Genomic DNA, 21,180 nt, shown 5'->3' with positions numbered 1-21,180 from the left:
GGATGGTGGCGTGACCGCGACGCAAACCTACCGTGAGCAGCATCGCCTGCTCGTCGGTGAACTCCGCGACAAGCTCGCAACGGCCGCGCTCGGCGGCCCGGCAAAGGCGCGCGACCGGCATGAGTCCCGCGGCAAGCTGTTGCCGCGCGACCGCGTCGACACGTTGCTCGACCGCGGCAGTCCGTTTCTCGAAATCGCGCCGCTCGCGGCCGATGGGATGTACGACAACGATTGCCCTGGTGCCGGGATCATCACCGGAATCGGCCGGGTCTCCGGCCGTGAATGCGTGATCGTCGCCAATGACGCGACCGTGAAGGGCGGAACGTACTACCCGGTCACGGTGAAGAAGCATCTGCGCGCGCAGGAGATCGCGCTGCAGAATCAGCTGCCGTGCCTCTATCTCGTCGACTCGGGCGGTGCGTTCCTGCCGATGCAGGACGACGTGTTCCCCGATCGCGAGCACTTCGGCCGCATCTTCTACAACCAGGCGACCATGAGCGCCAAGGGCATCCCGCAGATCGCCGCGGTGCTCGGTTCCTGCACCGCCGGTGGCGCGTACGTGCCTGCGATGAGCGACCAGGCGATCATCGTGCGTAATCAGGGCACCATCTTCCTCGGCGGGCCACCGCTGGTGAAGGCGGCAACCGGCGAAGTCGTGACCGCCGAGGAACTCGGTGGCGGGGAACTGCATTCGAAGGTTTCCGGCGTCACCGATCATCTCGCCGAGGACGACCGCGACGCACTGCGGATCGTGCGCGATATCGTGTCGACCTTCGCCCCGCGCGCTGCGCGGCCGTGGGAGGTCGCGCCGACCATCGAGCCGCTCGCCGACCCGGGGGAGTTGTACGACGTGGTGCCCACCGACTCGCGGACCCCCTACGACGTGCACGAGGTCATCGACCGCGTGGTGGACGGCAGCAAGTTCGACGAGTTCAAGCCCGAGTACGGCAAGACGCTGATCACCGGGTTCGCTCGCATTCACGGGCATCCTGTCGGCATCATCGCCAACAACGGCGTGCTATTCGGCGAATCGGCGCTCAAGGGAGCGCATTTCATCGAGCTGTGCGACAAGCGTTGCATCCCGTTGGTGTTCCTGCAGAACATCTCCGGGTTCATGGTCGGCCGGGACTATGAGGCCGGCGGCATCGCCAAGCACGGCGCGAAGATGGTCACCGCGGTGGCCTGCGCGCGCGTGCCGAAGCTGACCGTCGTCATCGGCGGCTCCTACGGCGCGGGCAACTACTCGATGTGCGGTCGCGCGTATTCGCCTCGGTTCCTGTGGATGTGGCCCAACGCCCGCATCTCGGTGATGGGTGGTGAGCAAGCCGCGTCGGTGCTCGCCACGGTCCGGTCCGATCAGCTCGACGCGAGCGGGACGCCGTGGACCGCCGAGCAGGAGGAGCGGTTCAAGGCTCCGATCCGGGCCCAGTACGAGCATCAGGGCAGCCCCTACTACTCCACCGCGCGGTTGTGGGACGACGGCATCATCGACCCAGCGGATACCAGAACAGTGCTCGGACTGGCTCTTTCGGCGTGTGCACAAGCGCCGCTCGAGCCGGTCTCCTACGGCGTCTTCCGGATGTGATGCAAATGAACGTGACAACTTCTGCTACCCAGCTTTTCGATACCGTGCTCGTCGCCAACCGCGGTGAGATCGCCGTGCGGGTGATCCGCACGCTGCGCCGGCTCGGCATTCGCTCGGTTGCCGTCTACAGCGACGCCGACGCCCGAGCGCTGCACGTGCGCGAGGCAGACGTAGCCGTGCACATCGGGCCGGCGCAGGCGACGCAGAGCTATCTCGATATCGGCAAGGTGCTCGACGCGGCACGGCGCACCGGCGCGCAGGCCATCCATCCGGGATATGGCTTCCTGTCGGAGAATTCGGCCTTCGCACTGGCCTGTGCCGAAGCCGGAATCGCCTTCCTCGGACCCTCGGCAAGCGCGATCGAGACGATGGGCGACAAGATCACCGCCAAGAACGCGGTCGCCGCGTTCGAGGTGCCGATCGTGCCCGGCATCTCGCGGCCCGGCCTCACCGACGACGACTTGGTTGCCGCAGCCGACGAGGTCGGCTATCCGGTGCTGATCAAGCCGTCCGCCGGCGGTGGCGGAAAGGGCATGCGCCTGGTCACCGAGATCGCCGGGCTGCGCGACGCGCTCGTCTCCGCGCGACGCGAGGCCGGGTCCGCCTTCGGCGACGACACGCTGTTCCTCGAACGGTTCGTGCACCGTCCGCGCCATATCGAGGTGCAGATCATCGCCGACACCCACGGCAACGTGGTGCATCTCGGCGAACGCGAGTGCAGCCTGCAGCGCCGCCATCAGAAGGTGGTCGAGGAGGCACCCTCGCCGCTGCTCGACCCGGCGACCCGCGCCCGCATCGGTGCGGCGGCGTGCGCCACCGCGCGCAGCGTCGGCTATGTCGGCGCGGGCACCGTGGAATTCATCGTGTCCGCGGATGCGCCCGACGAGTTCTTCTTCATGGAGATGAATACCCGTCTACAGGTGGAGCATCCGGTCACCGAGCTCGTCACCGGCCTCGACTTGGTCGAGTGGCAGGTGCGCGTTGCGGCGGGGGAGAAGCTGGGCTTCGCCCAGGACGACGTCACGCTCGACGGTCACGCGATCGAGGTCCGGGTGTACGCCGAGGATCCCGCCCGCGGCTTCCTGCCGACCGGTGGCACGGTGGCGGGGCTCGTCGAGCCGAGCGGCACGGGCGTGCGGGTGGATTCGGGTATTGCTGTCGGCACCGTGGTCGGCAGCGACTACGACCCGATGTTGAGCAAGGTCATCGCGCACGGTCCGGACCGCGCGACGGCGTTGCGCCGGCTCGACCGCGCACTCGCTGACACGCATGTGCTCGGCGTGGTCACCAATATCGAGTTCGCCCGGTTCTTGCTGGCCGACGAGGAGGTGCAGGCCGGTGCCCTCGATACCGGACTGCTCGACCGCCGGCTCGAAACCTTCGAGGCGGCAACCACTCCCGACGAAGTACTGATCGCCGCTGCCGCATACCGCTGGCTCGCCGGGTGGCCGGTCCCGGAAACGGCCGATCCCTGGGCCGTGCCGTCCGGTTGGCGGGTCGGCGCGCACGCCGTGTCGACGGTTCGCCTGCACACCCCGTCGCGCATCGACCACGTTCACCTGAGTGGGCGTCCGGATGCGGCGGATGTGCGGATCGAGGACGGTCCGGTCCGCGCGCTGACGGTCGAACGCAGCAGTGTAGGAATCGCGCTGGCGGTGGACGGATTGCGCAGCGACTACCGCGTGGTCGAGCACGACGACCAGTTGTGGATCGCGGGCGCAGGCGGAACCTGGTCGGCGCACGAGGCCCGCGAACCGAATATCCGTGCCGCCGACGCGCACACCGGCGAGGCCGAACTGACCAGTCCGATGCCGGGCAGCGTGATCGCGGTCGCCGTCGAGGACGGTGCCGAGGTGAGTGTGGGTGACACCGTTGTCGTCGTGGAGGCGATGAAGATGGAGCACGCACTCGCCAGTCCTGTCGACGGCACCGTCGAACTGCTCGTCAAGGCGGGCGAACAAGTCAAGGTCGATCAACTGCTGGCGCGGGTGGTGCCGAACACCCCCGAATCCGACCACGAGTCCGGAGCCGAAGCCACGAAAGACGCCGAGGAGTAACCATGTCCGACTACCTGTCCACCGGATCTTTGCCCGACGAGTATGCACAACTCGCCAAGACCGTCCGGGATTTCGCGAACACGGTGGTGGCTCCGGTCGCCGCCGAGCACGACGCCAACCACACCTTCCCCTACGAGGTGGTGGCCGGTATGGCCGAGATGGGCCTGTTCGGGCTGCCGTTCCCCGAAGAGTACGGTGGCATGGGAGGGGACTATTTCGCGCTCTGCCTCGCTCTGGAGGAACTCGGCAAGATCGATCAGAGCGTGGCGATCACGCTGGAGGCCGGGGTGTCGCTGGGCGCCATGCCGATCTACCGTTTCGGCAACGAGGCGCAGAAACAGGAGTGGTTGCCGCAGTTGACCAGTGGTAGCGCGCTTGCCGCGTTCGGGCTTACCGAACCGGGCGCGGGAAGCGATGCCGGCGGCACCAAGACCACCGCCAAGCTGGACAGCGGCGAGTGGATCATCAACGGCAACAAGCAGTTCATCACGAACTCGGGTACCGACATCACCCGGCTGGTCACGGTCACCGCAGTGACTCGCACCCAGCCCGGTGGCAAGAAGGAGATCTCGACGATCCTGGTGCCCACCGACACACCGGGATTCACCGCGGAGCCGGCGTACAACAAGGTCGGCTGGAACGCCTCTGACACGCATCCACTGACTTTTTCCGATGTGCGTGTCCCGGAGGCGAACTTGCTCGGCGAACAAGGCCGCGGCTACGCGAACTTCCTGCGCATCCTCGACGAGGGGCGCATTGCTATTGCCGCGCTCAGCGTCGGCGCCGCTCAGGGATGTGTGGACGAGAGCGTCAAATACGCCAACGAACGCACCGCGTTCGGCCGCGAGATCGGTCGCAATCAGGCCATCGCGTTCAAGATCGCGCGAATGGAGGCCCGCGCGCACGCGGCCCGCACCGCCTACTACGACGCGGCGGCATTGATGCTGTCCGGCAAGCCGTTCAAGAAGCAGGCCGCGATCGCCAAGCTCGTGGCGTCCGAGGCGGCGATGGACAATGCGCGCGACGCCACCCAGATCCACGGTGGCTACGGATTCATGAACGAGTACCCGGTCGCGCGCCACTACCGCGACAGCAAGATCCTCGAAATCGGCGAGGGCACCACCGAGGTGCAGCTGATGCTGGTGGCGCGGGAGCTCGGACTGTGAGCGGCGAGCACCTGCACGAGCACAGGCACATCGTGCAACGCGGCCTGTGGTTCGAAGAATTCGAGACCGACGTCATCTACAAGCACCGCCCGGGCAGGACGATCACCGAGGCCGACAACGTGCTGTTCACGACGCTGACGATGAACACTCAGGCGCTGCACCTCGACGCCGCGTTCGCCGACGCCCTGCCGCCGTTCAATCAGCGGCTGGTGAACTCGATGTTCACGCTGTCCACGCTCGTCGGCCTGTCCGTCGCCCAGCTGACGCAGGGCACCATCGTCGCAAACCTCGGGTTTTCCGAGATCAACTTCCCGAAGCCGCTGTTCCACGGTGACACGATGTATGCGGAAACCGTGGTGACAGACAAACGGGAATCGAAGTCTCGACCCGGCGAAGGCATCCTGACCTTCGCTCATACCGCGCACAATCAACACGGTGACATTGTGGCGACGGCGGTGCGCAAGACACTCGTCCGCAAGCACCCCGGACATACGAAGGAGAGCAATTCGTGACCGACTGGCCCATCCCCGGACCGTCCTGGTTGTTCTGCCCCGCCGATCGCCCCGAGCGGTTCGCGAAGGCGGCGGCCGCGGCCGATGTGGTGATCCTCGACCTCGAAGACGGCGTGGGCGCCGACGATCGGACCTCCGCGCGTCGGGCGCTGGTGGACACCCCGCTCGACCCCGCGCGCACCGTGGTGCGGATCAATCCCGGTGGCACCGAGGATCAGCATCTCGACCTGGCCGCGCTGCGCGACACCGAGTACCGCATCGTGATGCTGCCCAAGGCCGAATCCGTCGAGCAGGTGCGCTCGCTCGTCGGGTTGTCGGTGATCGCGTTGGTGGAGTCACCGCTCGGGGTTCTCAGGGTGCCGGAGATCATGACCGCGCCGAACGTGATCGGGTCGATGTGGGGCGCAGAGGATCTGATCGCCGGACTCGGCGGTAAGTCCAGCCGGCATCCGGATGGCAGTTACCGCGACGTGGCCCGGCATATGCGGTCGACCACATTGCTGGCCGCCAAGAGCTACGGTCGTTTCGCACTCGACGGGGTGTATCTCGACATCCCCGACCTGGATGGCCTGCGCATCGAGACCGCCGACGCGGTGGCGAGCGGATTCGACGCGAAGGTCTCCATCCACCCCAGTCAGGTCACGGTCGTCCGGGACGGTTACCGACCGTCCGAGGACGAACTTGCTTGGGCGAAGCGAGTTCTCGTCGCCGCCGAGGACGAGCGCGGCGTATTCAAGTTCGAGGGCAAGATGGTGGACGCGCCGGTGTTCCGGCACGCCGAGGCGATTGTTCGGCGCGCAGGCGCCTGAGGAGAGGAGGTCGATTGAATGAGTAAGGTCTACGAATCGGTGGCCGAGTCCGTCGCGGACATCGGTGACGGCTCGACGCTCGCAGTTGGCGGTTTCGGGCTGTGCGGAAATCCGACCGAATTGATCGATGCTCTCGCCGCGCGCGGCGTGAAGTCGCTCGAGGTGTATTCGAACAACTGCGGGGTCGATGACTGGGGTCTCGGCATTCTGTTGGCAGCCGGTCAGATCCGTCGGGTCACGGCGTCCTACGTCGGTGAGAACAAGGAGTTCGCGCGCCAGTATCTGTCGGGCGAGCTCGAGGTGGAACTGACCCCGCAGGGCACGCTCGCGGAACGGATGCGAGCGGGCGGCGCGGGGATTCCGGCGTTTTTCACCCCCGCCGGTGTCGGTACGCCCGTGTCGGACGGTGGCCTGCCCTGGCGGTACAACGCGGACGGTTCGGTCGCGCTTGCGTCGCCACCGAAGGAGACTCGCGTGTTCGGTGGACAGCGATACGTGCTCGAGGAGTCGATCGTCGCGGACTTCGCGCTGGTGCATGCGCAGATCGGCGATACCGAGGGCAATCTGGTGTTCAACAAGACGGCGATGAACTTCAACCCGCTCGCCGCGATGGCCGGGCGCATCACGATCGCCGAGGTCGAGCAACTGGTAGAACCGGGTGAACTCGACCCCGAGCAGATCCACCTGCCGGGCGTGTTCGTGAAGCGCGTGGTGCACACGGGCGAGCAGGAGAAGCGCATCGAGAAGCGCACCGTTCGGACGGAGGGCAACCGATGAGCTGGACACGAGACCAGATGGCCGCCCGCGCCGCGTCCGAGATGGTCGACGGCGAGTACGTGAACCTGGGCATCGGGCTACCGACCCTTATCCCGAGCTTCCTGCCGCCGGGCGTGCGGGTGGTGCTGCATTCGGAGAACGGGATCCTGGGCACCGGTCCGTACCCGACCGAGGACGCGGTGGATGCCGACCTGATCAACGCGGGCAAGGAGACGGTGACCGTCAATCCGGGGGCGGCGTTCTTCGATTCGGCACTGTCGTTCGGCATGATTCGCGGCGGGCATATCGACACCGCGGTCCTCGGGGGCATGCAGGTATCGCGCAACGGTGACCTGGCCAACTGGATGGTGCCGGGCAAGATGGTCAAGGGCATGGGCGGCGCGATGGACCTCGTGCACGGTGCGCGGCGCGTCATCGTCCTGATGGAACACAACGACCGGGACGGTGGCGCGAAGATCGTCGAAACGTGTTCGCTGCCCTTGACCGGACAGGCCGTGGTGCACCGCATCATCACCAACCTCGCGGTGATCGACATCGAAAGCGGGAGGTTGATCCTGCGTGAACTCGCACCCGACGTGACCGTCGAACAGGTGCAGGCCGCCACCGGTGTGGAGCTGAAGGTAGAACTCGAAGGGACGAGCAAATGAGCAAGGACAACGTTTCCGTCATCGTCGCCGGGGCGCGGACCCCGGTTGGGCGGTTGCAGGGCGGGTTGAAGGACCTGTCCGGATCCGACCTTGGCGGGGTTGCCATCAAGGGCGCCCTGGAAAAGGCCGGCGTCTCGCCTGACCAGGTCGAATACGTGATCATGGGGCAGGTGCTGTCCGCCGGGGCCGGGCAGATGCCGGCCCGACAGGCCGCTGTCGCCGGCGGGATTTCGATGAACGTTCCGGCGCTGTCGATCAACAAGATGTGCCTGTCCGGTATCGACGCCATTGCGCTCGCCGACCAGCTGATCCGGGTCGGCGAGTTCGACGTCATCGTGGCCGGCGGCCAGGAGTCGATGACGCGGGCGCCGCACCTGCTCGAGAACAGCCGCGCGGGCTTCAAGTACGGCGATGTCACCATGCGTGACCACATGGCCTACGACGGTCTGCACGATGTGTTCACCGACCAGCCGATGGGCAACCTCACCGAGCAGCGCAACCAGGACGAAGATCAGCGCCTCACCCGCGAGGAGCAGGACACGTTCGCCGCGGACTCTCATCAGAAGGCAGCTCGGGCCTGGAAGGACGGGCTGTTCGCCGACGAGGTCGTGCCGGTAACGATCCCGCAGCGTCGCGGCGACCCCATCGTCGTGACCACCGACGAGGGCGTGCGCGGCGATACGACCGTCGAGTCGCTGTCGAAGCTGCGCCCGGCGTTCGCGAAGAAGGACGGCACGATCACCGCAGGTAGCGCCTCGCAGATCTCCGACGGCGCCGCTGCAGTCGTGGTGATGAGCAAGGCCAAGGCGGAGTCGCTCGGACTGAGCTGGATTGCCGAGATCGGCGCGCACGGCAACGTCGCCGGCCCGGATTCGACGCTGCAGTCGCAGCCGGCCCGTGCGATCGCCCACGCTTGCGAGCGTGAGGGCATCGACCCGAAGGATCTCGACCTCATCGAGATCAACGAGGCGTTCGCCGCAGTCGGTATCGCCTCGACCCGGGAACTGGGCGTCGATCCGGCGAAGGTGAATGTCAACGGTGGCGCGATCGCGATCGGTCACCCGATCGGCATGTCCGGCGCGCGCATCGCGCTGCACCTCGCGCTCGAACTGCAGCGTCGTGGCGGCGGCATCGGAGCGGCGGCGCTCTGTGGTGCCGGCGGACAGGGTGACGCCCTGATCCTCCGGTCGAAGACTGCCTGATTCGAGCGGTGCCGTGCGCGATTAGGCTGGCTCGAATGGCCAGCCTGTCCGATCCGCGTGTCCGCGAGTTCCTCGCGCACGGCACCCGTACTGCCAAACTGGCTTTCACCGCTGCCGATGGGCGGCCACTCGTCGCCCCGGTGTGGTTCGTGCTCGAGGGCGACGCACTGGTGTTCAACACCAACGGCCGCACCGCGAAGGGGCGCGCACTGCTGCGCGACCCCCGCGTCGCGGTCTGCGTCGACGTCGACGAGCCGCCGTTCGCCTTCGTCCAGGTGCAGGGCGTCGCGGAGGTATCCGAGGACCCAGTCGAACTGGTACGTACCGCGACCCAGATCGGGCGGCGCTATATGGGCGCCGATCGTGCCGATGAGTTCGGCCGTCGCAACGGCGTGCCCGGCGAGTTCGTCGTCCGGGTGCGGCCGACGAAGGTGATCGCAAATTTCGATGTGACGGGTTGAGTAGGTGACTGTCCACTTCATCGGCGCTGGACCGGGCGCCGCCGACCTGCTGACCGTGCGCGCCGTGCGGCTCATCGAGACCAGCCAGGTGTGCCTCTATGCGGGCACCTATCTCGATGCCGCGGTGCTCGATCATTGCCCGCCGGGCGCCAGCCGCATCGACACTGCGCAACTCGACCTCGACGAGATCACCGCGCACCTCGTCGCCGCGTACGAGCGGGGACAGAACGTGGCGCGACTGTGTTCGGGTGATCCGTCGATCTACTCGGCACTCGCCGAGCAGACCCGTCGGCTGGACGCGCACGGTGTGCCCTGGGACGTGACTCCTGGCGTGCCCGCCTACGCCGCCGCCGCGGCCCGGCTCGGGGTCGAGCTGACGGTCCCCGAGGTGGTCCAGTCCGTGGTGCTCACCCGCGCGCACGCCAGATCCACGCAGATGCCGGCATCCGAGGCGCTGGCCAACTTCGCACAGACCAGGGCGACGCTGGTGCTGCACCTGGCGATTCGGCACGTCCCCGAACTGGTGGAGAACCTGATCCCGGAGTACGGCGTCGACTGCCCGGTCGTGGTCGTGTACCGGGCAAGTCAGCCCGGTGAGCTGGTGCTCCGCGGCCGGCTCGGTGACATCGCCGAGCGCGTCGAGGCCGCCGGTCTGCGGCAGGCCGCGGTGATCATCGCCGGTGCGGCCGTCGGACGCGCCCGCGGTGGCGATTCGCACCTCTACGACAGCCGCCGCGACCGCGGTTCGGTGGGTTGAGGCGACACCCACTTCGACCAGGCGGGGCACCCGCCGCGCCTGCATTCGATGCGCCGATCGGCACCCCGTGTCACGGCGGAGTCTCGAAACATGACCCCCGGCGCTGTGTTGCGTGGCACGTTCGATATAAAACTGTAACGCAAGACACATTCGGTAGATAAACACATGGATGTTTCACACTTGTCGGCCGTTCCTCCCCTCTTGGTGGAGGTGACGGCATGTCGGGGTGTCCGCGGCCGGCCGGCTGCGGACGCAGGTGTTAGGGGAACGGATTGGATCGCGTGAACTTCGACGGATTCGATGAAGAGACCGTCGCAGGGCGGTCCATGCGGCCGTTTCCGCTCACCGCCGCACAGCGCGGTATCTGGTTCGCCCAGCATCTCGCGCCCGACACTCCGATCCTGATCGCGACCTATGTCGAGATCCACGGCATCCTCGATGTCGACGTGCTCTCGCAGGCGTGCAGCGACGCTGCGCATGAGTTCGGCAGTTCGATGCTGCGCCTGGTCGAGGTCGATGGCGTGCCGCACCAGGTGGTCGACCCGACCCTCGGCTTCGTCAACAAGAGCGTCGATCTGCGCGATTCGCCCGATCCGGTCGCGGCGGCGCGGGAGTGGATGCTCGCCGATCACTCCACCCCACGCGACCTGCTCACCGACCGGCTGATCAACTCCGCGGTGCTGCGCCTCGGCGACGAGCACTACTACTGGTACACCTGCGCCCACCACATCGCGCTCGACGGGTTCGGCGCGATCCAGCTGCTGAGCCGGACCGCGGAGCGCTACACCGCCGCGATCCGCAACGAAGAGCCGGCGCAGGCCCGGATCGCGGACCTGACCGCCATCAACGACACCGAGGACGAGTACTACGGCTCAACCCGCGCCGAGAAGGACCGCGCGTACTGGCTGGCGAAGGCCGCGGACCTCCCCGCACCCGGCACCCTCGCGGTGCGTGCCGGCACCATGGACAGCCGGTCCCGGGTCGTCGGCGGCCTACTGCCCGATGGCGTCGCGGCCGCGATGCGCGACGCGGCGGCGACCCTCGATACCGCGGAAACCGCAATCACGATTGCGGCGGTCGCGGTGTTCCTCGCGCGGTTGACCGACACCTCCGATCTGGTGCTCAGCCTGCCGGTCTCGGCCCGAACGAGCGCGGTGCTGCGCCGCTCCGGCGGCATGATGTCCAACGTCGTCCCGCTGCGTTTTTCGGTCACGCCGACAACGTCGCTGCGCGATCTGGTCACTGCCGCCCAGCTCGAGCTGACCGGTGCGCTGCGCCATCAGCGGTACCGCGCGGAGGATTTGCGCCGCGATATCGGCAGCGGATCCGCGCGCGGGTTCTACGGACCGGCGATCAACATCATGAACTTCCCGTCCGACGTCGTTCTCGGCGAGTACGCGGGCCGGTTCAACGTGCTGTCCACCGGTCCGGTCGAGGATCTGTCGGTCAACATCTACCCGAGCGAGGACGGCCTCTCTCGCGTCGACTTCGAAGCAAACCCCAACCGCTACAACGAGTCCGAACTGCGTGCGCACTACGACCGTTTCGTTGCCGTGATCGGCGCGCTGCTCGCTGCCGATCCCGCTGCGCCGGTGGGGGATATCGAAATCCTCAACAGTGATGAGTTGGCGTCGCTCACCGGGGTGCTGCGGGCGGGCGCGATGCCGGTGCGGTTGTTGGCGGAGTTGTTGACCGCAGGTGTGGGGCGGGATCCACGGGCGACGGCGGTGCGGTTCGAAGGCCGGTCCTACACGTACGCGCAGTTGGACGAATCGTCGAATCGGTTGGCGTGGTGGTTGATTGGTCGGGGTGTGGGGCCGGAGAAGTTGGTGGCGTTGGCATTGCCGCGGTCCTACGACATGGTCGTAGCGGTGTGGGCGGTGGCCAAGACCGGTGCGGCGTATGTACCGGTGGACCCAACCTATCCGGCGGACCGTGTCGAGTACATGCTCGCTGATTCTGCAGCGCTGCTGGGTATTACGGCTTCGGCACATGTACAGGGTCTGCCCGGTGGGGTGGAGTGGCTGGTGCTGGATGCGCCGGATACCGACCAGACGCTGGCCAAGTACGAGGCGACCCGGACGGTGCCGGCGGCGCCGATTCGCCCGGGCAACACGGCTTACGTGATCTACACCTCGGGTTCGACGGGGCGCCCGAAGGGTGTCGCCGTTACGCATGCCGGATTGGCGGAACTGACGCAGTACGCGACCGAGTTGTATGCGGTGGATTCGGATTCACGGTTCCTGCATGTGTGTTCGCCGAGTTTCGATCCGTCGGTGCTCGAGTGGACCGCCGCCTTCTCACGCGGCGCGACCTTGGTGATCGCGCCCGCGGGGGTGATCGGTGGCGTCGAATTGACCGAGCTGCTGGCCACCGAGCGGGTGACGCACGGGATGATCACCCCGGCGGTGCTGGGCACGATGGATCCGGCGGGGTTGCCGGACCTCGAGACGGTGCAGACCGGTGGGGATGTGTGCACGCCGGAGTTGGTGGCGCGTTGGGCGCCGGGGCGTCGGTTCCTCAACGGGTACGGCCCGACCGAGACCACGATCATCTCGTCGTATGCGGAACTCGACGCGGGTGGGCCGGTGACGATCGGGTCGCCTATCCCGGGGACGTCGGGGCTGGTGCTCGATGCTCGGTTGCGTCCGGTGCCGGCAGGAGTTGCCGGCGAACTCTATCTGTCGGGAAGCGCGCTGGCCCGCGGCTATCACGCCCGACCGACGCAGACAGCGGGCAGATTCGTGCCCAATCCATGGGGTGCGCCGGGCGCGCGGATGTATCGCACCGGAGACGTCGTGCGGTGGTACGCCGTCGACGGTGTGCCCTCGCTGAACGACCCGAGCGCGGCACCCCTCGCGCTCGAGTACCTCGGCCGCAGCGATTTTCAGGTCAAGGTGCGCGGATACCGCATCGAGCTCGGAGAAATCGACGCAGCGGTCGCTGTACACCCGGACGTGGACTTCGTTGTGACGGTGGCACACCAAGCCGCATTCGGGACCATGCTGGTCTCCTACGTCACCGCGAAGCGCGGCCGGTCGGTCGACACGAACGATCTAACCTCGTTCGTTGCCCGGACGTTGCCAGGCCACATGGTACCCGCGTCGGTAGTCGTCATCGACGCGGTTCCGCTCACACCGGTCGGCAAACTGGATCGCGCGGCGTTGCCGGCCCCGGTGTTCGAGACGCACGAATTCCGGGCACCGAGCACCCCGATTGAGCAGATCGTCGCCGGCATCTTCGCCGAGGTCCTCGGTATCGACCGGGTGGGCGCGGACGACGAATTCTTCAATCTCGGCGGGAACTCGTTGAGCGCTACGCAGGTTGCCTCGCGCCTCGGTGCCGCGCTGAACGCGACCGTCCCGGTGCGGCTGGTATTCGACGCGCCGACGGTGTCCGGCCTCGCCGCGCGCGCCGAGGTCGATGGGGGCCGCGACGGACGGCACCCACTTGTTGCCGCCGAGCGCCCGGAAGTGGTGCCGCTTTCGCTCGCACAGCAGCGAATGTGGTTCCTCAACCAGTTCGACTCATCGCTGTCGGCCGACAATATCGTCGTGGCGATCCGGCTGCGTGGCGAACTCGACATCGCCGCGATGCAGATCGCGATCCTCGACGTGATCCAGCGGCACGAGTCGTTGCGGACCGTCTTCCCATTGTCGACCACCGGAGCCACGCAGGTAGTTCTCGATGCGCCGCAATCGGTTCCGGACCTCACGCCGATCGAAGTGACGGCGGAGGAACTGTCGCGTCTGCTCGGCGAGACCAGCTTGATCAGCTTCGACGTCACCACCGAGGTTCCGCTGCACGCGCGGCTGTTCGCACTCAATGACACCGACCACGTGCTGACGGTGGTTGTTCATCACATCTCCGCGGACGGCTGGTCGATGGGCCCGCTCGCGCGCGACGTGATGATCGCCTACTCCTTACGGACCGGGTGGCGGCCGCCGACATGGGCGAACCTCCCGGTGCAGTACGCCGACTTCGCGCTGTGGCAGCGGGAATTGCTCGGGTCCGAGGATGATCCGGAATCACTGATCTCGCGCCAGCTCGCCTACTGGACGAACAACCTTGCAGGGCTGCCCGATGAGACGGCGCTGCCCAAGGATCGGCCCCGCCCGGCGGTGGCCACCTACGCTGGCGCGCAGGTCGGCTTCGAGATCTCGCCCGAGTTGCACAAGCAGATCGATGGACTCGCGCGCCGCCACAACGCCACCCGGTTCATGGTGGTGCATGCTGCGCTCGCCGTGCTGTTGGCACGGATCTCGGATGGCGACGATATCGCGATCGGCACACCGGTAGCCGGACGCGGCGAGGCTGCTCTCGACGACTTGATCGGCATGTTCGTCAACACCCTCGTGCTGCGCACGGAGATTCAGCCCGGCGAATCGTTCACCGGTCTGCTCGAGCGGGTGTGCGAATCCGACCTCGCGGCGTTCGGACATTCGGACGTGCCGTTCGAGCGCCTCGTGGAGGTACTCAATCCGGTTCGCTCTCAGGCGCGCCACCCCCTCTTTCAAGTTGGGCTGGCGTTCCAAAATCTCGCTTCGGTGCGGTTCGAGTTGCCGGGGCTGACGGTTGAGGGAATCGACGCCCCGGTAGTGGCTGCGAAATTCGATCTGTACGTCACACTCACCGAGAATTCCGGTGAGCACGCCGGTATCGCCGGGTCGATCGACTACGCGACAGACATGTTCGATACCTCGACGGTCACCCGGCTGGCCGAGCGCTTCGTCCGGCTGCTCGACGCGGCTGTGTCCGATCCTGCTGTGCCGGTTGGTGATATCGACTTGCTCGATGCCATTGAACGCAGCGTCGTGCTCGTGGAGCGTAATGCGACGGAAGTCGGTGCGTTCGAGGGTTTGTTGTTGGATCGGTTCGAGCGGGCCGCTGCCGCCGCCCCGGGTGCGACCGCGGTGCTGTTCGAGGGTGAGTCGCTGTCCTACGGCGAGTTCGCGGCACGGGTGAATCGGCTGGCGCGGCATTTGGTGTCGTTGGGTGTGGGTCCGGAGTCGCGGGTTGTGCTGGGGATGCGGCGCAGTCTGGATCTGGTGGTCGGTATGTATGCGGTGGTCACCGCGGGTGGGGCCTATGTGCCGGTGGATCCCGATCACCCGGCCGAGCGGATCGGGTGGGTGCTCGAGTCCTCGGATCCGGTGGTGGTCTTGTCGACCACGCGGGACGGGTTCGAGGCAGGGGTGAGGTCCGTCCTGAATGTGGACGGCCACGACCTGTCTGCGTATTCGACTGCCCCGGTGACGGATGCGGATCGGGTGGCGCCGGTGCGCCCGGACAACGCGGCCTATGTCATCTACACGTCGGGTTCGACCGGTAGGCCGAAGGGTGTGGCGGTCAGCCATGCGGCGATTGTGAACCAGGTCGGCTGGATGATCGGCGAGTACGACATCACCGCCGATGACATTTACCTGCAGAAGACGGCGACGACGTTCGATGTGTCGTTGTGGGGTTATTTCCTGACCCTGGCGGTGGGTGCGCGGCTGGTGGTGGCGACTGCGGATGGTCATCGCGATCCGGGGTATCAGTGCCGGGTGATCGCCGAGCAGGGTGTGACGCTGACCGATTACGTGCCGTCGATGTTGTCGGTGTTCGCGCGCGAAGCCCGCGCGGAGCAGTTGGTGACGTTGCGCGATGTGTTCGTGATCGGCGAGGCGTTGCCGCTCGAGACGGTGCAGGCGTTCGCGAGCGTGTCTTCGGCGCGGGTGCAGAACTTGTACGGCCCGACGGAGGCGGCGGTGTCGATCACCGCGGTCGAGGTCCCCGCGGATGCGGCGAGTGTCACGATTGGTGTGCTGCAAGGTAATTCGCGGGCTTATGTGTTGGATGCCCGGTTGCGTCCGGTCCCGGATGGTGTCTCGGGTGAGTTGTATCTGGCGGGTGTGCAGTTGGCGCGCGGGTATCACGGTCGCCCGGATCTGTCTTCGGACCGGTTCGTGGCGGACCCGTTCGATCCGGCGGGTGGGCGCATGTACCGCACCGGTGACCTGGTGCGCTGGACAACTGATTCCTCCGGTACCGGTGTCCTGGACTACCTGGGGCGTACCGATTTCCAGGTGAAGTTCCGTGGTCAGCGCATCGAGTTGGGTGAGATCGAGACCGCTCTCCTTGCGCAGGAGCAGGTGGGTCAGGCGGTAGTGCTGGTGCGCGCGGACGACCTGGGTGACCGGTTGGTGGCCTATGTCGTCCCGAGTATGGCGGGGACCGAGATCGATGTGGACGCGTTGCGCTCGGCGATCAAGTCGCTACTGCCGTCGTACATGGTGCCCGAGTCGGTGATGGTGCTGGACGCGTTCCCGTTGAATGTGTCGGGCAAGCTGGACCGTAAGGCGCTGCCGGCGCCGGTGTTCGAGGTGGCGGTGTTCCGTGCCCCGACGACTCCGGTGGAGCAGGCGGTGGCGGGGGTGTTCGCCGAGGTGCTCGGGATCGAGCACGTCGGCCTGGACGACGACTTCTTCGCTTTGGGCGGCAACAGTCTGCTTGCGACGCAGGTGACGTCGCGCCTGGGCGCGGCGTTGGATGCCAGGGTGCCGGTGCGGGTGCTGTTCGAGGCGCCGACGGTGGAACGTCTTGCGGTGGCGGTGGAATCGCATACCGGTACGGGCCGCGTGGCGTTGGTGGCCGGTCCGCGTCCGGAGCGGGTGCCGTTGTCGATGGCGCAGTCGCGGATGTGGTTCCTGAACCGGTTCGACCCGGACTCGGCGGTGAACAACCTTCCGATGGCGATCCGGTTGTCGGGTGCCTTGAATGTGGATGCGCTGCAGGCCGCGATTGGCGATCTGCTGGTGCGTCACGAATCGTTGCGCACCATCTACCCCGAGATCGATGGGCTCGGGTTCCAGCAGGTGCTGCCGGCCGCCGAGGCGCATCTGGATCTCGTGCCGGTGCCGGTGACCGAGGCGGAACTGTTCGGTGCGGTGGCCGGGATTGTCGGTCGTGGGTTCGATGTGACGGTCGAGGTGCCGGTCCGGGCGCGGCTGCTCCGGGTCACCGACGTCGCAGACGTCACCGATGCCGCTGTTGTCGGCGATGAGTTCGTGTTGGTGGTGGTGGTGCATCACATCGCCGCGGACGGGTTCTCGATGGGTCCGTTGGCGCGGGATGTGATGGTGGCTTATGAGTCGCGGACGCGTGGTGAGGTGCCGGGGTGGGCGCCGTTGCCGGTGCAGTACGCCGACTTTGCGTTGTGGCAGCGTGCGGTGCTCGGCTCCGATGGTGATGCCGAATCGTTGATTTCGCGGCAGATCGACTATTGGAAAACGCAACTCGCGGGTGTGCCCGATGAATTGGGGCTGCCGTTCGATCGGCCGCGGCCGGCGGTGGCGTCGGGTCGTGGTGCCACGGTCGGGTTCGAACTCTCGGCCGAGCAGCATGCCGGGGTGGTGGAGTTGGCCCGTGCGCACGATGCGACGCCGTTCATGGTGGTGCACGCTGCGCTGGCGGTGCTGTTGGCGCGGTTGTCGGGGACCGGCGATATTGCGGTGGGCACGCCGATTGCGGGTCGTGGTGAGCGTGAGCTCGATGATCTGGTCGGTATGTTCGTCAACACGCTCGTCCTGCGTACCGAGATCGCTCCGAGTGAGTCGTTCGCGGCACTATTGGCGCGTTTGCGGGAGACGGATCTGGGTGCGTTCGGGCATGCGGATGTGCCGTTCGAGCGGTTGGTGGAGGTGTTGGATCCGGTTCGGTCGCCGGCTCGCAATCCGTTGTTCCAGGTGGCGTTGGCGTTCCAGAATTTGGGTACGACGCGGTTCGAGTTGCCGGGGCTCACGTTGGCGGTCTTGGATGCGGTGGCGGATACCGCGAAGGTCGATCTGCAGGTCACTTTCGCGGATCGGTTCGGCGACGGTTCCGACGCCGGCATGGCCGGGTCGCTGACTTATGCCACGGATCTTTTCGACGAATCGACGATGGTCGTCTTCGCGCAGCGACTGACGCGAGTGCTCGAGGCCGTTGCCGCCGATCCCACCGCGACGGTCGGGGATATCGCGATCCTTGATTCCGAGGAGCAGTCCCGGCTGTCGGGAGCCCGTGGTCCCGCTGTTCCGTACAGCAGCCTGCTGCCCGAGGTCTTCGAGTCTGCGGCGGCGCGGTGGCCGGACATCACGGCGGTGCGTTTCGACGGCGAGTCGATGTCATATGCGGAGCTCGATGCCGAGTCGAATCGGTTGGCGCGTTGGCTGATCGGTCGCGGGGTTGGGCCGGAGACGCGGGTTGCGTTGGCGTTGCCGCGCTCGCTGCACATGTTGGTGGCGGTGTGGGCGGTGGCCAAGGCCGGTGGTGTTTTCGTGCCGGTGGATCCGCGCTACCCCGTGGATCGGGTCAGTTTCATGTTGACCGATTCCGGTGCACTGGTGGGTATTACCGCATCGGGACTGGCGTCTGCGCTGCCCGGCGAGGTCGACTGGCTGACGTTGGATACCGATGGGACCGCGGCGCTGCTGGCCGGGATTCCTGCCGAGCCGGTGACCGACGCGGACCGGTCGGGTGCGCTGCGCGCGACGAACGCGGCGTACATGATTTACACCTCGGGTTCGACCGGTCGGCCGAAGGGTGTGACGCTCACGCATACCGGCCTTGCCGGACTGGTGGCCTCGGTGCGGGAGCTGTACGGCGACGAGCCGGGTTCGCGGTTCCTGCATGTCGCGTCGCCAAGTTTCGATGCTTCGGTGTTCGAATGGGTTTCGGCGTTTGCACGTGGTGCGACGCTGGTCGTTTCGCCGCCGTCGGTCGTCGGTGGCGGCGAGCTGACCGCTCTGTTGGCGAGCGAGGCAGTGACCCATGCTGTCATCACTCCCGCGGTGCTGGCCACGGTCGATCCCGACGCGGTGCCGGAGTTCACCTGCGTGTCGACCGCTGGTGATGCGCTCGCGGGTGATTTGGTGCGCCGTTGGGATCGCCCGGGCCGGCGGTTTTTCAACTTGTACGGCCCAACCGAGGGCACCGTGATGGCGACCTATGGGCCGGTCGGTCCGGAGGGGTCGATCACCATTGGTCGTCCGATCCACGGCATGTCGGTGCGTGTGCTCGATACTCGGCTGCACCCCGTGCCGAGTGGTGTCCCGGGCGAGTTGTATTTGGCGGGTGCCGCGCTGGCGCGTGGTTACCAGCGGGCCGAGTTGACCGCGGACCGGTTCGTGGCCGATCCGTACGGTGGCTCGGGTGACCGGATGTACCGCACGGGTGATGTGGTGCGTTGGACCGCAGTGCCGGCGGGTCGCTCCGCAGGCTCCGCTCCTGCCGGTGAGCTGGAGTATTTGGGGCGCAGTGATTTCCAGGTGAAGATCCGGGGTCTGCGGATCGAGCTCGGTGAGATCGATGCAGCGCTGGTGGCTCATTCGGCGGTGTTGTCGGCAGTCACATTGGGTCATCAGGATCCGGTGCGTGGTGTGTCGCTGGTGTCGTATGTGGTTGCTGCGGATGGTGCGACGGTGGATGTGGCGCAGTTGACGGCGGCGGTCGGGGTGGGTCTGCCGTCGTACATGGTGCCGGCGCAGATCATCGTTCTGGATGAATTCCCGTTGACCCCGATCGGGAAGCTGGATCGTAAGGCGTTGCCGGTGCCGGTGTTCGAGGCGGTGGTGTTCCGGGCGCCGACGACGCCGATCGAGCAGGCGATCGCGTCGGTGTTCGCCGAGGTGCTTGGGGTTGAGCGGGTCGGTTTGGATGATGATTTCTTCGAGCTGGGTGGCAACTCCCTGTTGGCGACACAGGTGACGTCCCGGCTGGGCGCGGCGTTGGATGCCAGCGTGCCGGTGCGGGTGTTGTTCGAAGCGTCCACCGTGGAACGTCTTGCGGTGGCGGTGGAATCGCATGCTGGTTCTGGTCGAGTGGCGCTCGAGGCGCGGCCGCGGCCGCAATTGGTGCCGCTGTCGTTCGCGCAGCAGCGCATGTGGTTCCTGAACCGGTTGAATCCGGATTCCGCGGGCGACAACATCCCGATGGCGATCCGGTTGACCGGCGATTTGGATGTCGATGCTCTGCGGTCCGCGGTGCGGGACGTGGTCGAACGGCACGAGTCGTTGCGGACGGTGTATCCGGAGGATGCGGCGGGTCCGTTCCAGCGGATTGTGGGGGCCGGTGAGGTGCCGGTGGATCTGTCGCCGGTCGAGGTCATCGAGTCCGGTGTCTTGGGTGCGGTGCTCGATACCGTGCTGGTCGGTTTCGATGTGACGACTGCTGTGCCGGTACGGGCTCGCTTGTTGCGGGTTATGGATGCGGCGGCGCCGGAGCATGTGTTGGTGTTCGTGGTGCATCACATCGCCGGTGATGGTGTGTCGATGGGTCCGCTGGCCCGGGACGTGATGATCGCCTATGAGGCACGCACCCGCGGTGAGGCGCCGGGCTGGACTCCTCTGCCGGTGCAGTATGCCGATTTCGCGTTGTGGCAGCGGCAGGTCCTGGGTTCCGAGGACGATCCGCAGTCACTCATCACGAACCAGATCGATTACTGGACAACCCAGTTGGCGGGTGTGCCGGATCAGCTGGATCTGCCTTCGGATCGGCCGCGGCCGGCGGTGCAGTCCTTCCGTGGCGCAAAGATCCAGTACATCCTGCCGGAGCAGTTGCATGCCGCGTTGGCCGCGGTGGCGCGCGCGAATGAGGCGACGGTGTTCATGGTTGCCCATGCCGCGCTGGCGGTGGTGTTGGCGCGGTTGTCGGGGACCGACGATATTGCGGTCGGTTCGCCGATCGCGGGTCGTGGGGAGCGGGAGCTCGATGATCTGATCGGTATGTTCGTCAACACGCTGGTGCTGCGCACGGCGGTGGATGGCGGTGAGTCGTTCACGGAGTTGTTGGCGCGGGTGCGGGAGACGGATCTGGGTGCGTTCGGGCATGCGGAGGTGCCATTCGAGCGGTTGGTGGAGGTGCTCAATCCGGCGCGGTCGACGGCGCGTAACCCGTTGTTCCAGGTGAGTCTGTTCTTCCAGAACTTTGCGCAGGCCGGGTTCGAGTTGCCGGGTCTGCGGGTGGGTGCGGTCGAGTTCGACGCGGCGATGGCCAAGACCGATTTGCAGGTCGCGATCACGACTGCCCCGGGCGTCGATGGATCGCCCGGGGCGCTTGCCGTCGAGTTGATCTACGCGACCGATCTGTTCGACGAGTCCACGATCGAGAACTTCGCGCAGCGCTACACCCGTGTGCTCGAGGCGGTGGCCGCGGATGCGTCGAGCGTGGTGGGTGATATCGAGTTG

At 66.6% G+C, this 21,180-nt stretch carries 11 protein-coding genes; all 11 read left to right on the top strand.

Annotated elements, in window-relative coordinates; all coding sequences use genetic code 11:
• The first annotated feature begins 10 nt into the window (after nucleotides 1-10).
• Entirely contained in the window at nucleotides 11-1,585 is a 1,575-nt protein-coding gene (locus tag OG921_RS00055) for a carboxyl transferase domain-containing protein (RefSeq protein ID WP_323182623.1), read from the top strand.
• Between the two features lie 5 nt (nucleotides 1,586-1,590).
• Nucleotides 1,591-3,642: an acetyl/propionyl/methylcrotonyl-CoA carboxylase subunit alpha gene (locus OG921_RS00050; RefSeq protein ID WP_266110315.1), complete on the top strand. Its 2,052-nt coding sequence runs from the start codon at nucleotides 1,591-1,593 to the stop codon at nucleotides 3,640-3,642.
• Nucleotides 3,643-3,644: 2 nt separating this feature from the next.
• Nucleotides 3,645-4,808, top strand: a complete 1,164-nt coding sequence (locus tag OG921_RS00045) for an acyl-CoA dehydrogenase family protein (protein ID WP_266110314.1) — start codon at nucleotides 3,645-3,647, stop codon at nucleotides 4,806-4,808.
• Between the two features lie 11 nt (nucleotides 4,809-4,819).
• Entirely contained in the window at nucleotides 4,820-5,320 is a 501-nt protein-coding gene (locus OG921_RS00040; RefSeq protein ID WP_266110982.1) for a MaoC family dehydratase, read from the top strand.
• Entirely contained in the window at nucleotides 5,317-6,129 is an 813-nt protein-coding gene (locus OG921_RS00035) for a CoA ester lyase (RefSeq protein WP_266110313.1), read from the top strand. Before OG921_RS00040 ends, OG921_RS00035 begins: the two co-directional genes overlap by 4 nt.
• Before the next feature lie 18 nt (nucleotides 6,130-6,147).
• Nucleotides 6,148-6,906, top strand: coding sequence for a CoA transferase subunit A (locus tag OG921_RS00030; protein WP_266110312.1), 759 nt, complete (start codon nucleotides 6,148-6,150; stop codon nucleotides 6,904-6,906).
• The gene (locus OG921_RS00025; protein WP_266110311.1) at nucleotides 6,903-7,553 is read left to right on the top strand and encodes a CoA transferase subunit B; all 651 of its coding nucleotides are present in this window, start codon (nucleotides 6,903-6,905) and stop codon (nucleotides 7,551-7,553) included. The genes OG921_RS00030 and OG921_RS00025 overlap by 4 nt, the downstream gene beginning before the upstream one ends.
• Nucleotides 7,550-8,755 carry an acetyl-CoA C-acetyltransferase gene (locus OG921_RS00020; protein ID WP_266110310.1) on the top strand — a complete coding sequence of 402 codons (1,206 nt, stop codon included), beginning with the start codon at nucleotides 7,550-7,552 and terminating at the stop codon, nucleotides 8,753-8,755. Before OG921_RS00025 ends, OG921_RS00020 begins: the two co-directional genes overlap by 4 nt.
• Before the next feature lie 35 nt (nucleotides 8,756-8,790).
• Complete coding sequence (locus tag OG921_RS00015) at nucleotides 8,791-9,216, top strand: PPOX class F420-dependent oxidoreductase (protein ID WP_266110309.1); 426 nt, start codon at nucleotides 8,791-8,793, stop codon at nucleotides 9,214-9,216.
• Between the two features lie 4 nt (nucleotides 9,217-9,220).
• A complete protein-coding gene (gene cobM, locus OG921_RS00010; RefSeq protein WP_266110308.1) occupies nucleotides 9,221-9,973 on the top strand; it encodes a precorrin-4 C(11)-methyltransferase in 753 nt (250 codons plus the stop codon).
• Nucleotides 9,974-10,254: 281 nt separating this feature from the next.
• Nucleotides 10,255-21,180: non-ribosomal peptide synthetase (locus tag OG921_RS00005; protein WP_266110307.1), on the top strand; the 10,926-nt coding region annotated here is incomplete at its 3' end.

Origin of the sequence: Aldersonia sp. NBC_00410, from assembly GCF_026342035.1 — a bacterium.
Classification (GTDB): Bacteria; Actinomycetota; Actinomycetes; order Mycobacteriales; family Mycobacteriaceae; genus Aldersonia.
Note: the sequence above shows the minus strand (reverse complement) of the source record. Positions and strands in the feature narration are given on the sequence as shown.

What these genes read in the sequence shown, in the direction of transcription:
- OG921_RS00050 (WP_266110315.1), top strand. Translation starts at nt 1,591, where the DNA reads ATGAACGTGACAACTTCTGCTACCCAGCTTTTCGATACCGTGCTCGTC.
- OG921_RS00045 (WP_266110314.1), top strand. Translation starts at nt 3,645, where the DNA reads ATGTCCGACTACCTGTCCACCGGATCTTTGCCCGACGAGTATGCACAA.
- OG921_RS00030 (WP_266110312.1), top strand. Translation starts at nt 6,148, where the DNA reads ATGAGTAAGGTCTACGAATCGGTGGCCGAGTCCGTCGCGGACATCGGT.
- OG921_RS00025 (WP_266110311.1), top strand. Translation starts at nt 6,903, where the DNA reads ATGAGCTGGACACGAGACCAGATGGCCGCCCGCGCCGCGTCCGAGATG.
- OG921_RS00020 (WP_266110310.1), top strand. Translation starts at nt 7,550, where the DNA reads ATGAGCAAGGACAACGTTTCCGTCATCGTCGCCGGGGCGCGGACCCCG.
- OG921_RS00015 (WP_266110309.1), top strand. Translation starts at nt 8,791, where the DNA reads ATGGCCAGCCTGTCCGATCCGCGTGTCCGCGAGTTCCTCGCGCACGGC.